The following is a 14,730-nucleotide window of genomic DNA, read 5'->3' on the forward strand; positions in this document are numbered from 1 at the left end:
CCGGGGGTCGCGGTCGCGGCCGGCGGTCCGAGCCGCGTCTCCTACCCGGGGAGGAGACGGTCAGTCGGGCAGCCGGGGCATCTCCACACCCGGGTCGCGGCCGAGCAGCACCCCACGGGTCAACGCCCGCGCGCCGAAGCGGTCCCGGACGGCGTCGACCGCGGCGTCCAGCGCCGGCCCCGGCTCGGCGGTGAACGGCAGGGTGAGCTGGGTGTGCCCGGTGTCGAGGTTGCCGAGCGAGACGCCGAGCAGGGTGATGCCGCGCTGCTCGATCTGCGGCAACGCGGCGCGCAGCAGCGCCCGGGCGGTGGCCCGCAGCGGGGCGGTCTGCGCGGTCGGCTTGTCCAGCGTGTGCGAGCGGGTGGCCCGGGTGTAGTCGGCGAAGCGCAACCGCAGCGTCACCGTGCGGCCGGTGCGCCGGGCGTCGCGCATCCGCCCGGTCACCCGGTCGACCAGGCCGGCCAGGACCGCGTCCAGCTCGGCGGGGGAGTGTGGCTCGCGGCCCAGCGCGTGCTGCGCGCCCATCGAGGAGCGACGGCGGCCCACCTGCACCGCGCGCGGATCGCGGTTGTGGGCGAGCGCGTGCAGGTGCCGGCCGGCGCCGCCGCCGAGCAGCGACACCAGGGTCGGCTCGTCGAGCCGGGCCACCTGCCCGACCGTACGCAGACCGCGCTCGCGCAGCTTCGCGGCGGTGACCGGGCCGACGCCCCACAGCCGCTCGACCGGCAACGGGTGCAGGAAGGCCAGCTCCCGCGCCGGCTCGACGACCAGCAGGCCGTCCGGCTTGGCCACCCCGCTGGCCACCTTGGCCAGGAACTTCGTGCGGGCCACGCCGACCGTGATCGGCAGGCCGACCTCGCGGCGGACCCGGTCGCGCAGCTCGGCCGCGATGCCGGCCGGTGGCCCGACCAGCCGCCGCAGCCCGCCCACGTCGAGGAACGCCTCGTCGATGCTGAGGCCCTCGACCAGCGGGGTGGTGTGCCGGAAGATCTCGAACACCGCCCGGCTGGCCGCCGTGTACGCGGCCATCCGGGGCGGCACCACTATCGCGTCCGGGCAGAGCCATCGCGCCTGCCGGCCGCCCATGGCGCTGCGCACGCCCCGCGCCTTCGCCTCGTAGCTGCACGCGAGCACCACGCCGCCGCCGACGATCACCGGCCGGCCGCGCAGCCGCGGATCGTCGCGTTGCTCGACCGAGGCGTAGAACGCGTCCAGGTCGGCATGCAGGATGGTGGCCTCGCCCGACACCCGCCCATCTTCGCACACCTGTTCGATTCGCGGTGGCTGACCTGCCCGAACGACGGCCGGCCGACGGGGAGACCCCGCCGACCGGCCGCCGGCGTCACCGGCCGTAGACCTCGAACTCGTAGAGCGAGAAGCCGTACGAGGTGGCCCGCTTGACCCCGTACACCCGCACGTAGCGGGCGTTGACCGGGGCGAAGGTGACGTTGTCGACGCCGCCGTTGCCGGTGGTGGTGGCGAACACCGGCGTCCAGGAGTTGCCGTCGCCGGACACCTCGACCCGGTACGACGTGCCGTACGCCGACTCCCAACGCAGCACCGCCCGGCTCACCGTGCGGGCCGCGCCGAGATCCACCCGCAGCCACTGGTTGTCGTTGTAGCTGCTGGCCCACCGGCTGCCCAGGCTGCCGTCGACCGCCTTGTCCGGCGTGTAGCTGGTCAGGAACTGGGTGCTCGACGCGCTGGCCGGACGACCCTGGGCCAGGTTGGTCACGTCGTCGCCCCGGCGCGCCGGGAACGAGACGACCTGCTGGTAGGTGGGCCGGTTCTGCCAGGCGATCAGCGGATGGGTGATGCCGCCGAGCCCGGACTGGGCGATCGAGTCGGCGCACCACTGGTCGCCGGCGCCGCAGGACTTGTCACCCGGGTAGACAGTGGTGGCGGGCACCGCGGCGGCCTGGCCGAGCGCGTCGAGCAACGCCGTCCGGCACGCGCCGAGGTTGCCGTTGCCGCAGTACGCGCGCCCCAGCCCGCCGGCGACCGGGTCGCCGAGCACGGTGCGCACGTCCTTGTCGACGTAGCCCCACCAGCCATACTGGAACGACGAGCCCTTGTGCGCCTGGCCCTGCGACGCCCAGCTCACCGCGCCGTCGCGCCCGCCGTTCTGGCCACCGGAGGGTGCCTCGTTCACCTCGATGGCGTCCACCAGCGCGGCGTACAGGTCCGGCCCGAGGCCCTGGCGGAACTCCGCCGAGGCCAGCAGCGGCCACCAGGCGTCGAAGATGCGGATCGCGTCGGCGTGCTGGTAGACCTTCGAGCCGGGCGACGTCTCCACCCGCCGGGCGCCGGCCTGCTGCCAGGCGCGCAGCTTGCCGACCGCGTCGGCCAGCGCCGGGTCGGTGACCGGCGCGCTGTCCAGCACCCGCAGCAGGTCGCCGAGGACCTGCTGGCCGCGCAGGTCGGTCACCGCCGCGTCCGCCATGATCTTCACGACGTCGGCGCGGCCGAGCTTGCGCTGGGCGATCGCGGCGCGCACCGGGCCGTCCAGCAACTGACCCCGGTGTACGGAGCCGAAGCTGAAGTTGCCGTCCGCCGCCCCGAAGTCCCGGGCCTGCTTGTTGTTCCAGCTCACGTAGTAGTCCTGGTTGACCGACTGCGGGTGCGCCGACGCCGGGGCGTAGCTCGCGTCGTTGGTGTCCGGGTTCCAGCCGGCCCACTCGTACGCCGGCTCGGCCTTCGCCGGTAGGTTCGGGTCGGTGACCGACGACCGGACCGGGTTGGCGCCGGAGTTGTAGTACGCCGCCTCGGTCGAGTTGACGTAGAACCAGTTGAACGCGTAGCCGACGCTGCCCGCGGACGCCTGGAACGCCGCCGCGCTGCCCATCGCCGCCGGGTCGTTGAACGCCTGGAAGCCGATCGCCGAGTCGGCCTCGTGCCGGTAGGTGGAGCGCAGCTTGGTGAACGCGGTCGGCTGCCCGTTGACCAGCCCCCGGTACGAGACCAGCCCGTACTTCGTGCGCAGCGCGCGCAGCGTGTAGGACCCGGCCGGGGTGGAGTCGGCGAGCGTCGGCGACCAGGAGTTGCGCTGCTCCAGCGCCTCCATGGCGAGGCACTGACCGTGGTAGAAGTAGCGGTTGGTGCGCAGCGTCGGCGCGCTGCCGTCGGTGGTGCACAGCGGCACCGCGTACGTGTCGGTCAGGTCCTGGGAGGCGGACGTGGCGCTCCACGCGTAGTCCTGGCCGCGGCCGAGCAGCACGTAGAGGTTGAGGCCGGCGAAGGCGGCGCCGCGCGCGCTGATCCCGGGGCCCTGCAACTCCTGGAGCATCAGCAGTTGCGGGGCGAAGTAGCCGGTCTGCGGCCCGAACACGGCCACCGGGTTGCCGGTGGTGGTGTGCCGGCCGGAGACGACGACCGCGTTGGACATGCCGTGCGCGCGCAGGTTGGCCAGGCCGCCGAGCAGGTCCTTGGTGGCGGTGCTGGCGCCGGCGCGGGCGGCGGCGCCGCCGGTGGCGTCGTAGGCGAGCGGCTCGGCGACCACCGACCCGGCGTCGGGCAGCACCGCGCTGGTCGCGCCGGGCGGCGTCGCGCCGTACGGGAAGCTCTGCCCGTCGTGCAGCGTGAGCACGGTCTCCGGGTCGTTCTGGGAGCGGAACGCCGCCCACACCTTGTCGCCCTCGGTGGCGCCGTACTTGGCGCGGGCGGCGACCCGGACCAGCGCGGACTGGATCTCGCTGCCACCGCCGCCGCCGAACAGGCCGCCGATCACGCCGGCGGTGGCGATCAGGTCGGTCATGGTGAAGTGCTTCGGCTTGCCGGCGCCGGCAAGGACGTACTCACCGGGGTAGTTGTCGTCGGCGATCGACTTGTCGATGTAGGCGTTGATGCCGGCGATGTAGTCGACCACGTCGGTGTAGAGCTGCTGGCCCCGGGCGCCCTTCTGACGCAGCGCGTCCACCTGGGCCTGGAGGTCCGCCTCCGTGTAGGGCGAGTTGGCCCAGACGCTCTGCTCCAGCTCCCGGTTGCCGGGGGCGCCGCCGGCGAACGAGGTGACGTTGCCGCGGCCGACGTGCCGCAGCAGGTCCATCACCCAGAGCCGGTCCTGGGCCCCGGCGTAGCCGGCGCCGAACATGGTGCCGGCGCGGGTGGTGCCGGTGACGTGCGGGACGCCGGTGGCCTTGTCCCGCACGATGGTGACGTCCGAACGCGGCGAGACGGTGCTCTCGACCTGCGCGGCGGGGACCCCGAACGAGGAGTCGTTGTAGAACTGGGCGATCTGCTCGTCGGTCAGCCCGGCGTAGTTGTAGACCAGGTTGGCGTACTCGTCGAGCTGGTCGCTGGAGTGCGCCGGGCGGGTGCCGAGCGTCTGGTGGGCCAGGATGGCGACCAGCGTGGCGTTGCCGTTCTGCCCGGGGGGCAGGATGTCGGCGCACTGGCCGAGGCAGTAGTCGTTGGCGGCGAACGTGGTGGCCGCCAGCGCCGGTGACGGCGGGGTGACGGTCAGGACGCTCGCGGTCAGGGCGGCGGCGGTGAGCGCCGCGAGCCGGGCACGGAGTGGGGGTCGGGGCATGGCGATCCTCCGGGGACGCGGAGTCGGGCCTTCGGTACGCCCGGCTGCCGGTTGCCGACGTCTCGCCCTCCGCGCCCGGGCGTTCCACCCGGAGGTGAGAATGACTCACATCTATCTCCGGGCAATGATCGGCGGCGGACCGCCGTCCGGGATACCCGTCGTTCACCAGCCGCGAATGCCGACGTTTCGCTCACGGGCGGGTCCCGGACGCGACGGTGGGGGATGGCGCCGTTGCCACCCCCCACCGTGCTCCCCGCCGGTGCGCCGTCAGCCCTTGTGGAACGACTGGCGCACCACACCCCCCACCAGCGCGCACCAGGTGCTGGTGCTGAGCTTGCCGGTGGGCGGCAGTCCGTGCAGGCGTTGCAGGTCCTTCACCGCGGTCCGGGTCACGTGGTCGTACTCGCCGGTCGGGAGCACCTCCGCCCAGCCCTTGGAGGCGAGCATGACCTGCGCCGCGACCACCGGGATGCCGGTGTCGTGCTGGTCCAGCTCCGGGGCGAGCGTCTCCCAGGTCGGCGCCGTGAGCGTGGCGTCCACTTCGACCGGGATCCCGTTGCGGGCCTGCCAGTCCTGGACCGCGGCCACGGTGGCGGCGTCGAACACGCCGGTGACCGGCACGGCGTAGCCGCGGAACGTGAGCAGGTACTGCGCGACCTGGACCACCGGGCCGCCGACGAAGCGCCAGATGTCCGGCCAGCGCCGCGCCGGCACGTCGCCCAGTCGGGTGCCGAGCTTGCGGAAGACCTCGCGGCGCAACCGGGGGAACTCCCGGTAGAACATCGCGCCCGGGCACTGCGTGGCGCGGAAGTCCCAGTGGCCGAAGATGTCGTGCGCGTGCAGCCCGTACTGCCGGCAGATCGCGGTGCAGAGCCGGACCAGACCGTCGAGCAGTTCCTCGGGCGGCGTCTCGGTGACGTAGGTGCCCTCGTTCTCGATGCCGATCGCGCGGCCGTTCTCGCCCGGGCAGTGCGCGGCGATCATCTGCCGGTCGCCGGCCTGCAACCGCTCCAGGCTGCCGTGGCGTCCCTCCAGGACGTGACCGCCCCGGCTCACCGTGAAGTGCTGCCCGGTGTCCGACCAGCCGTTGCCGTCCATGTGCAGGTCCTGGCAGTCGCGGGCGAGCTGCTTGGCGTGTTCCTCGGAGTAGTCGGTGACGTTCGGGAACGCCATGTGGTGCACGATGATCTTGTTGGTCGGGATGGCGCTGACCGACAGCTCACCCGCCGGCGGGCGGGCGGCCCACTCGTCGCAGCCGATGATCCAGTCGAGGTCCGCGCCCGGCGCGGCGTGCGCGGCGGCCGGGAACGCGAGCTCGCTCCCGACGACCGCGACCGCGGCGGCGCCGAGGCCGGCCCGCAGCAGCGTACGGCGGTCCAGCTCGGGGTGGTCGAAGTGCATGGCATCTCCTCGATGACCCGACCGACGCCGGGCGATGTAAAGGAACTCCAACTGAAGCGCGCGAGGTGGAGAATATTGCCACGACGGCGCGGTGCGCCAGAGGACAAATGCCACCCGTGCTGGTCGGCTCCTACCGGATCAGTAGGCGATGTCACGTCCGTTGACCGGAACGGACCATGTCGCGTGGCGGTTCACCGTGGCAGCCTGGACCGGTGCAGTCGCCCAACCTGACCAGCTTCTCCGTGCTCGTCGCCGTGATCGCGGCGGCCACCGCGTTCGGCTGGTGGCGCCGTCGTCACGACGGCCGGTTGCGTGCTGTCCGCGATCGACGCCCGGCCGCCGCCGGCCCGGGCGGGACCGCCGCCGCCGGCGACGCGGCGACCCTCGCCACCCTCGGGGTACGCCCCGGCGCGGTCACCCTGGTGCAGTTCTCCGCCCCGGTCTGCGCCCCCTGCCGGGCCGCCCGCCGGGTCCTCGACGACGTCGCCGGCCGGCTCGACGGGGTCACCCTGCTGGAGGTCGGCGTCGACGAGCACCTCGACGCCGCCCGCGCGCTCGAGGTGTGGCGCACCCCGACGGTGCTGGTGGTGGACGCGACCGGTCGCGTCGTCCGACGGGCCGCCGGCGTGCCGGACCGCGACGAGCTGCTCGGCACGCTCGCCCCGCTCGCCGCCCGGGCGCGCGGATGACCGGGGCACGGCTCACCCGGCGTCGGGTGGTGGACCACGGCCGGCTCGCGGCGAGCCTCTGTGTGCCGACCCGCCCCGCCTGACCGACCGCCCCGCTCGCCCCTCGCTCCTCGCCGGAACGGAACCCCATGCTGCTCGACCCCCGAGGGCCGCGGTTCGCCGCCGCCCTCACCACCGTCGTCCTCGCCGTCGCCCTGCTCACCGGATCGGGGCTGCTCCTGCTCGCCCAGGCCGCCGTCTTCGCGCTCACCGCCGCGAGCCCGCGCCTCGCCCCGTACGGGCTGCTGTTCCGGGCGGTGGTGGCGCCCCGGCTGGACCCGCCGACCGAGTTGGAGCCGGTCGCCCCGGTCCGGTTCGCGCAGCTCGTCGGGCTGGCCTTCACCGTCGTGGGCGCGGCCGGCTGGTTCGCCGGCGGGTCCGCCCTCGGGCTGGTCGCCACCGCCGGGGCGCTCGCCGCCGCGTTCCTCAACGCCGCGTTCGGCCTCTGCCTCGGCTGCGAGGCGTACCTGGCGGTCCGTCGGCTCACCGGCCGCCCCCTCGCCGCCCGAGCAGCCCCACCCCCACACTGACCCCCGCCCCCACCCCCCGCCGCGTCTTGCACTCGGTGCCCCGGCGAATGGGGCGATCCGCCCGTGTCGAGGGCCGCAACCGCAAGATCAACGGGTGCGGCGCCGGGTTTCGGGTGGGCCGGCCTTACGCTGGGCCGGCCGGCGCGGGGACGGGGAGTGGGCGATGGGCGGTTGGGGTCGGGTGGACCGGCGCAGCGTGCTCGCCGCCGCGGGTGGGCTGGCGGTCGCCGGGATCGGCGTACCGGTCGGGCTGGCCGTCACCCGCGACAGCCCGCCGGCGGCCCGCGGGCGCCGGCCGGTCAGCATGGCCATGCACCTGCACGCCTCGTTCAGCGAGGGCGTCGCCAGCTACGCCGCCCACCTCGACCAGGCCCGCCGCAACGCCGTCGACGTGCTCTGGTGGACCGACCACGACTTCCGGGTGGCCGCGCACGACCACCGCCGCGTCGTGCACTTCGACGGGCCGGAGGAGCCGGAGGAGCCGGAGGGCGGGCTGGCCTGGAGCTGGCGTCCGGCCACCGAGGGGCGGCTCACCGACGCGTCCGCCGACTTCGTCGCCGCGCCGGACGCCGCTGACGGTCCCGGCCGCGCGCTGCGCCTCGCCGCCACCGGCGCCGGCACCCACTGGTACGCCGGCAAGGCGTGGAACTGGACCCACACCGGGAACATCTCCGACACCACGCTCCACCTCGACGTGCGGCCCGAGTCGGCCGGCCGGGACGCCACGCTGACCGTCGAGATCGCGTTGTCCCACCACCCGGCCGGCCCCGGCCGTCCGGCCGGGCAACTGGTGCTGCGCTACCGGCTCGGCGCCACCGACACGGTCCGGCACGCCGTCGACGGCCGGCACGGCACTGTCGACCGGCCCGCAGCGGCCGGGGCCTGGCAGCGGCACACGTTCGACCTGCTCGCCGACGTCCGGCAACTCTGGCCCGACCTGGTGGCCGGCGACAACTCGCTGCGCGGGCTGCGTCTCGGCGTCACCGTCACCGGCGGCGCGCGGGGCGCCTACCTGGTCGACCGGCTGGTCTTCGACCGGGCCCGCCGCGCCGGCCAGGCCGGCGAGGAACTGCGCGCCGAGGTGCTGCGCGGCTACGCCGGGGCGTACCCGGGGGTGACCCACCACCGGGCGTACGAGGTGTCGATGGTGCGGCACCTCAACTGGTTCGGCGGCGACGGCACGCTGCCGCGCTTCCCGTCCCCGCCGGTGCGGGACAACGACGTCGACGCGACCGAGCGGATGGTGGAGTTCCTGCACGCCCACGGCGGCGTGGTCTGCTGGAACCACCCGCTGGACGTCGAGCGGCGGGACTCGCTGGCCCGGCTGCTGGTGGCCCGGCGCGGGCTCGGCGTGGACCTGATCGAGATCGGACGGACACCGGTCGAGGACCACCTCTGGGCGTACGACGTGGCGGCCCGCAACGCGATCCCGCTGACCGCCGTCGGCGTCACCGACGACCACGACGGCACCGACTGGCGGGCCGGGCGCGACCGGCACGTCACGTCCGTCTGGGCCGCCTCGACCGACCGCGACGACCTGGTCGCGGCGCTGCGCGCCGGGCAGGCGTGGTTCGCCGACCTGGCCGGCTACCGGGGCGCGCTGGACCTGGAACTCGGCGGCCGCAGCGCCATGGGCGCGCTGCCCACCGTCGCCGACGACGCGGTCACCGTGCGGCTGCGCGCCACCGACCTGCCGGCCGGGGCCACCCTGGAGGTGGTCACCGGCGAGGTCGACCTGGCCGGCGTCGCGGACCCGACGCCTGCGATCCGGACCGGACAGGTGCCGTGGCGGCAGTTGCGGCAGGGCTGGCACGACCTGCCGGTGCGGGTGGGCGCCGGCGCGTACGTACGCACCCAGGTCCGCGACCGCGACGGCGCCGTGGTCGGCGCGAGCAACCCGGTCTGGCTGCTGCGCCGCCCCCCACCCCACCGCATCCCCCCGGCCCGCCGCTTCTGACCACCCGGCCCGACAACCCCGTCGATCATGAAGTTGACGGTGGCGCTGGGTCGTGCCGCCGACCGGGAACGATCGACGGGCTGACGCTTGCCGGCGTCTGGTAGCAGTGGCGGTGTGTCCGTTGCCGACCGTCCACCGTCCGCTGCCGGCCCCGGGGCCGCCGTCCGGCGTGCGGAAACATCCGTTGCGCCGATGGCCGGCGGTCCCGGCGCGACCAGAATGACCAGCGAGGCGGCCACCGACATCCGCCCCTGGAACGCCGTGGAGTGGGTCGCATGAGCGGCTGGCAGCTGTCCGGCTACACGCCGGTCCGTCGGCTCGGCGCCGGCGCGTCCGGCAGCGTGGTGCTGGCCACCCACGACGCCACCGGCACCCCGGTCGCGATCAAGTATCTGGTGCGTGACCTCGGCGCGGACTCGTCGTTCCGGGCCGCCTTCCGGGCCGAGGCCCGGCTGCTCGGCGAGATCGACGACCCGCACGTCAGCCGCCTCTACGAGTATGTCGAGTCCCCGCACGGCGCGGCCATCGTGATGGAGCTGGTGGACGGCGTCTCGCTGCGGCAGATGCTACGCGCGCACGGCCCGACCACCCCCGAGGCCGCGCTCTGCGTGCTGCGGGGGTCGCTCGCCGGGCTCGCCGCGGCACACGTCCGTGGGGTGGTGCACCGTGACTACAAGCCGGAGAACGTGCTGGTCACCGGCGGCGGGCTGAGCAAGCTCGCCGACTTCGGCATCGCCATGCCGATCGGCCGGGGCACCGACACGACCGTCTCCGGCACGCCCCGCTACATGGCCCCCGAGCAGTGGACCGGCGCGCCGGCCGACCCGGCCTGCGACATCTACGCCGCCACCGCCACGTTCTTCGAGTGCCTGACCGGGCGGCCGCCGTACCAGGGGCCGGACCTGCTCTCCCTGCGCGAGCAGCACGCCACCGCGCCGATCCCCACCGATCCGGCGCCCGCGCCGGTCCACGAGTTGCTCCGGTACGGCCTGGCCAAGCGTCCCGACGAACGGCCGCAACCGGCCGCGGTCTTCCTGGAGCTGCTGGACCGGGTGGCCGGCGCCGGCTACGGCCCGGAATGGGAGGAGCGTGGGCTGCGCGAGCTGGCCCGACGAGCCGCCCTGCTGGCCGCGCTGTGGCCGTTCCCCGACCGCGCGGAGGGCGGCACCGCGGTGGCCCGCACCGCGCTCGGCGCGGCGACCGGCGTGGCGACCGGCGCGGCGGCGGGCCGGGGCGGCTGGTTCCGTCGGGGTCGCACGCGTGCCGTGTTGGCCGCCGGCGCGGTGGCCGCCGCCGTGCTGGCCGGCGGCGCCGGCTACAGCTACGCCGCCCACGAGGGTCCCGCGGAGGACCCGTCGGCCGCGGGACCCGCCGCCTCCGGTCCCGCTACCGCCGGGCCGGCCACGCCGGACCCGACCGACGCCGGGACGCCGGGCGGCACCTCGACCCCGTCCGCGACGCCAACACCGACTCCCGCGCCGCCCACCTCGCCGCCGTCCGCCTCGCCCGCCCCGACCCGACCGCCGGTACGCACCACCGCGCCCGCCCCGACCCCGTCGCGCCGCACCACGCCGCCGCCCCCGCCGGACGTGACCGCGCCGGTCGTCGGCGGGGTGACGGCCGACCCGGGCCAGCTCGAACCGAAGGGCTGCCCGTTCGGCGTGCAGAGCAGCACCGTCACGGTCACGGTCACCGACGACCGCAGCGGCCCGGCCGCGCTGACGGTCCAGTTCCGCTACACGGTGGACGGCGTCACCGCGACGGGCCGGATGGCCGCGGCCGGGCGCGGCGTCTTCACCGGCACACTCGGCCCGCTGGCCGCGCCGAGACAGAGCACCCGCATCCCGATCCAGGTCACCGCCGCCGACGCCGCCGGCAACGCGACCACCTCGGCGTCACCGGTGTACGTGACGCTCTACAACTACTGCACCCCCGGCTAGGAGCGCGAACCGTGCCCGCTGACCAGCACCGCAGTTCTTCCCCGGGAGGGCCGGCGTGACCCGCCCCGAGGAGCCGACCGAGGCGCTGCCCACCCGCGCCCGGCCCGTCGACCCGGCCGGCGCGCCGGAACCGACCGTGTACCTCGGCCGGCCGACCGAGGACGCCCCGGGTGGCGCGGATCGGACCGTGCACTTCGGCATGCCGGCCGGTGCCGTCCCGGGTGGCGCGGATCAGACCGTCTCCTTCGGTTCGCCGGCCGGTGCCGTCCCGGATGGCGCGGATCGGACCGTGTTCTTCGGGTCGCCGACCGGGGACGTTCCGGGTGACGCGGACCGGACCGTGCACTTCGGCATGCCGACCCGCGACGGTGCCGGCGGCGCGGAGCCGACCAGGTACCTGACCGCCGCGCCGCAGCCGGGTGGACCGTACCGGCCGCCGGTGGGGACGACCGCCGGGGCGTACCGGGAGACGACTGTGGACGCGCGGGCGGTGAGCGGCGTTCCGGCGCTCGCGCCCGGCGGTGAGGTGCGGTTCGGTCCGGGTGTGCCGGTGACGCCGCCGTCGGCGCCGGCCTGGCCGGTCGCTCCGCCGGTCCGCGCGCGTCCGGTGTGGCGGCGGGTGGTGTCGGTGCTGTCCACGGTGCTCACCGCGGCGCTTCTGGTCGCGGTCGGGCTCTACCTGTGGCAGCGGCTGCGACCGCTGGAGGTCGAGCAGGTCTCGGTGGCGGTGCCCCGGCCGGCCGGGGTGGCCTGCGACGTGACCGTCGACGTGGTCGCCACGGTACGCACGAACGGGCGCGCCGGGACCATCCGCTATCAGTGGTTCCGTTCGGACGCGCCGCCCGGGGCCCTGCTCACCGAGCGGGTCGGTGGTGGGCAGCGGACCGCGACGCTGACCCTCAGGTGGACGTTCAGCGGCGTCGGCGCTACCACCGGGACGGCCACCGTCAACATCGTCGAGCCGACGCCGGCGCAGGCCGGGACGCGGGTCAGCTACCGCTGCCCCGGCGGCTGAGCGCGTTTCCCCGCGCGTCGGCTCGGGTAGGCCCACCCGGAACGACCCTGACCCCATGCGTGGAGGCCCTTCGATGAAAGACAACTTCGGTGACGCGGTGGGCGACGCGTTCCGTTCGGTGATGCTCTTCCTGCCCAAGGCGGTCGCGTTCGTCGCGATCCTGGTCGCCGGCTGGCTGATCGCCAAGGCCGTGCTGAAGCTGGTGGACAAGGTCCTGGAGCGGGTGCACTTCGACCGGGCCGTCGAGCGCGGCGGCATCAAGACCGCGCTGGCCCGCTCGAAGTACGACGCCAGCGACATCGTCGCCAAGCTGGCCTACTACGCGGTGCTGCTGGTCACGCTCCAGCTCGCGTTCGGCATCTGGGGCCCCAACCCGATCTCCGACCTGATCGCCATGGTGGTCGCCTGGCTGCCGCGGGCGTTCGTCGCGATCGTCATCGTGGTGGTGGCCGCGGCCATCGCCCGCGCGGTGAAGGACATCATCTCCAGCGCGCTCGGCGGCCTCTCCTACGGCCGGGTGCTGGCCAACCTCGCCTCGGTGTTCATCCTCGGCCTCGGCGTCATCGCCGCGCTCAACCAGATCGGCGTCGCCACCGCGGTGACCACGCCGGTGCTGATCGCGGTGCTCGCCACCGTCGGCGGCATTCTGGTGGTGGGCGTCGGCGGCGGCCTCGTCCGGCCGATGCAGAGCCGCTGGGAGAGCTGGCTGACCCGGGCCGAGGAGGAGTCCCGGACCATCGCCACGCACGCCCGCGCCTACCAGGCCGGCCGCCGCGACGTCGAGGCCCGGCTCGCCACGGCCGACCCGTACCGCGAGGCGGAGCTGACCCCGCCGGTGTCCCGGGACGCCGAGGCGGACCGCACCCAGCCGGTGCCGGCGTACGCGGGTTCCGCCGAGCCGACCCAGCCGGTGCCGGCGGCGGGCGCGGAGGACGCCACCCAGGTGATCCCGCCGCTCGGCGACTCCGGGCGCACCCCGCCGGCCGCGCCGCGCCAGCCGACGGCCGAGCAGGCCGCCGACAGCGAGGCGACGATGGTCATCCCGCCGGCCGACGTGGACAAGTTCCGCCGCTGAGCCGAGCGCGCGCACCGGGGCGGGATCCGACGCGGGTCCCGCCCCGGTGCGGTGTTCAGCCGGGGTAGGGGTGCGCGGCCCGGCCACGGCGCAGCGTGCCGGCCCACCAGTCGAGCTGGCGCAGCATCTCCGCCAGGCCCGCCGCCGGTCGGTCGGGCCGGCGCAGCTCCCCGTGCTCGTCGAACGCGGCGTGGACGTCGGGGATCATGACGCCGGTGCGCATGGTGGCGACGTGCAGCTCGGCCAGGACGCCCCGCAGTTGCTCGACCGCGCGCAGGCCGCCGGAGGCACCGCCGTACGAGACGAAGCCGAGCGGTTTGGCCCGCCATTCCGCGTACGCGGTGTCGATCGCCGTCTTCAGCGGGCCGGGGTAGCCGTGGTTGTACTCCGGGGTAACGACGAGGAAGGCGTCGGCCCGGTCGATCCGCTTGGTGAACTGCTCGGCGTCGCCGCCGCCGGACAGGTCGCCGGGGAGGTCGAGGTCGGCCAGGTCGAGGTGGTCCACGACGGTGCCGGGGTGCCGGTCGAGGTGCCGGAGCAGCCACCTGGTCACCGTCGGGCCGATCCGATCGGGGCGGACGCTGGCGGTGATGACGGCGAGCAGGTAGGGGTCGGTCCGGTCAGGCACGGTGTCCTCCGGTGGGGAACCGGAGTTCCAGGTCGGGGGCGGTGGGTGGCTCGGTGCCGGGCGGGGGCAGCAGGGCCAACAGCGCCCCGATCTCGGTCGGGCCCAGCGGCAGGCCGAAGTCGTCGACCAGCGCGGCGGCGTACTCCTGGTCGGTCAGCGACCGGGCGCGAGCGGGCTGGCCGGGGCGTTCCTCGGTGTATTCGCGGTCGATCAGCCGGCGCACCGACTCGTCGTCCTTGCGGACGACGATGTGCTGCCGGGTGAACGGCGAGTGCGGGCTGGTGGCGGTGTTGTGGTTGGCGACCTCGACGTCCACCGGGTACTGCGGCTCCTCGGTGAAGGTCAGCAGCGTGCTCCAGTCCCGGTCGGCGCGTTCCTGCAACCGCCACGCGCCGTCGAGGCCGCGGCGGAGCCGGTACTCCCACCGGCCCTGCCGGCGGGGGGCGTCCTCGGCCAGCGGCAGCGGCTCGAGCAGGCCGGAGCCGAATCCCACGTCGGCGAGCCAGGCCCGGTCGCCGTCGTCGACGCGTAGCACCAGGTGCGAGCGGGGGCGGGGCGTCTCGGCCGGGTCGCCGGTGCGGGCGAGCAGCCGGTCCACCCGGTAGCCGAGGCGCTGGAGGACCGCGCCGAAGAGGACGCCGTGTTCGTAGCAGTATCCGCCGCGGCCGGCCCGGACGAGCTTGTCCTGCACGCGGGGCAGGTCCACCGCGACGCCCCGGCCGAGCCGCACGTCCAGGTTCTCGAACGTGATCGCGGCGACGTGGGCCCGGTGCAGGTCGCGCAGCGTCCGGCCGTCCGGCGTGACGGCGCCTCGGTGGCCGACGCGGCGCAGGTACGCGTCGAGGTCCAGGTCGTCGGCCGGCCAGTGCGCGGCCGGGTCGACGAGTCCGAGCGGGGGAGCCGGTGATTCGGTCACGTCACGGTCCTT

General features: G+C 75.0%; 11 protein-coding genes. 6 read left to right on the forward strand and 5 right to left on the reverse strand.

Annotation, left to right across the window (positions count from 1 at the left end):
* Positions 1 to 60: 60 nt before the first annotated feature.
* The 3 genes from dinB to ACH495_RS24785 form a co-directional block, all read right to left on the reverse strand.
* Entirely contained in the window at positions 61 to 1,248 is a 1,188-nt protein-coding gene (gene dinB / locus ACH495_RS24775) for a DNA polymerase IV (protein WP_396860094.1), read from the reverse strand.
* 94 nt (positions 1,249 to 1,342) lie between these two features.
* Positions 1,343 to 4,528 (reverse strand): penicillin acylase family protein, encoded by a 3,186-nt coding sequence (locus ACH495_RS24780; RefSeq protein ID WP_396860095.1) that lies wholly within the window; start codon positions 4,526 to 4,528, stop codon positions 1,343 to 1,345.
* Positions 4,529 to 4,795: 267 nt separating this feature from the next.
* The gene (locus tag ACH495_RS24785) at positions 4,796 to 5,929 is read right to left on the reverse strand and encodes an N-acetylmuramoyl-L-alanine amidase (protein WP_396860096.1); all 1,134 of its coding nucleotides are present in this window, start codon (positions 5,927 to 5,929) and stop codon (positions 4,796 to 4,798) included.
* Positions 5,930 to 6,141: 212 nt separating this feature from the next.
* Here ACH495_RS24785 and ACH495_RS24790 point away from each other — a divergent pair, with 212 nt between their 5' ends.
* The 6 genes from ACH495_RS24790 (at position 6,142) to ACH495_RS24815 (ending at position 13,174) form a co-directional block, all read left to right on the forward strand.
* Positions 6,142 to 6,618: a TlpA family protein disulfide reductase gene (locus ACH495_RS24790; protein WP_396860097.1), complete on the forward strand. Its 477-nt coding sequence runs from the start codon at positions 6,142 to 6,144 to the stop codon at positions 6,616 to 6,618.
* Positions 6,619 to 6,746: 128 nt separating this feature from the next.
* Complete coding sequence (locus ACH495_RS24795; protein ID WP_396860098.1) at positions 6,747 to 7,187, forward strand: DUF4395 domain-containing protein; 441 nt, start codon at positions 6,747 to 6,749, stop codon at positions 7,185 to 7,187.
* A gap of 163 nt (positions 7,188 to 7,350) precedes the next feature.
* Positions 7,351 to 9,144: a hypothetical protein gene (locus tag ACH495_RS24800; protein ID WP_396860099.1), complete on the forward strand. Its 1,794-nt coding sequence runs from the start codon at positions 7,351 to 7,353 to the stop codon at positions 9,142 to 9,144.
* A gap of 275 nt (positions 9,145 to 9,419) precedes the next feature.
* Positions 9,420 to 11,084 (forward strand): serine/threonine-protein kinase, encoded by a 1,665-nt coding sequence (locus ACH495_RS24805; RefSeq protein WP_396860100.1) that lies wholly within the window; start codon positions 9,420 to 9,422, stop codon positions 11,082 to 11,084.
* A 55-nt stretch (positions 11,085 to 11,139) separates the two neighbouring features.
* Positions 11,140 to 12,099: a hypothetical protein gene (locus tag ACH495_RS24810; protein ID WP_396860101.1), complete on the forward strand. Its 960-nt coding sequence runs from the start codon at positions 11,140 to 11,142 to the stop codon at positions 12,097 to 12,099.
* A 73-nt stretch (positions 12,100 to 12,172) separates the two neighbouring features.
* Positions 12,173 to 13,174, forward strand: coding sequence for a hypothetical protein (locus ACH495_RS24815; RefSeq protein ID WP_396860102.1), 1,002 nt, complete (start codon positions 12,173 to 12,175; stop codon positions 13,172 to 13,174).
* A gap of 55 nt (positions 13,175 to 13,229) precedes the next feature.
* Here the strand turns inward: ACH495_RS24815 and ACH495_RS24820 are convergent, their stop codons facing one another.
* Together ACH495_RS24820 and ACH495_RS24825 are read right to left on the reverse strand one after the other, a co-directional pair.
* Positions 13,230 to 13,802: an NADPH-dependent FMN reductase gene (locus ACH495_RS24820; protein WP_396860103.1), complete on the reverse strand. Its 573-nt coding sequence runs from the start codon at positions 13,800 to 13,802 to the stop codon at positions 13,230 to 13,232.
* Positions 13,795 to 14,718, reverse strand: a complete 924-nt coding sequence (locus ACH495_RS24825; RefSeq protein ID WP_396860104.1) for an arylamine N-acetyltransferase — start codon at positions 14,716 to 14,718, stop codon at positions 13,795 to 13,797. Before ACH495_RS24825 ends, ACH495_RS24820 begins: the two co-directional genes overlap by 8 nt.
* Positions 14,719 to 14,730 lie beyond the last annotated feature (12 nt).

The organism is Micromonospora sp. NPDC018662, from assembly GCF_044391475.1.
Taxonomy (GTDB): domain Bacteria; phylum Actinomycetota; class Actinomycetes; order Mycobacteriales; family Micromonosporaceae; genus Micromonospora.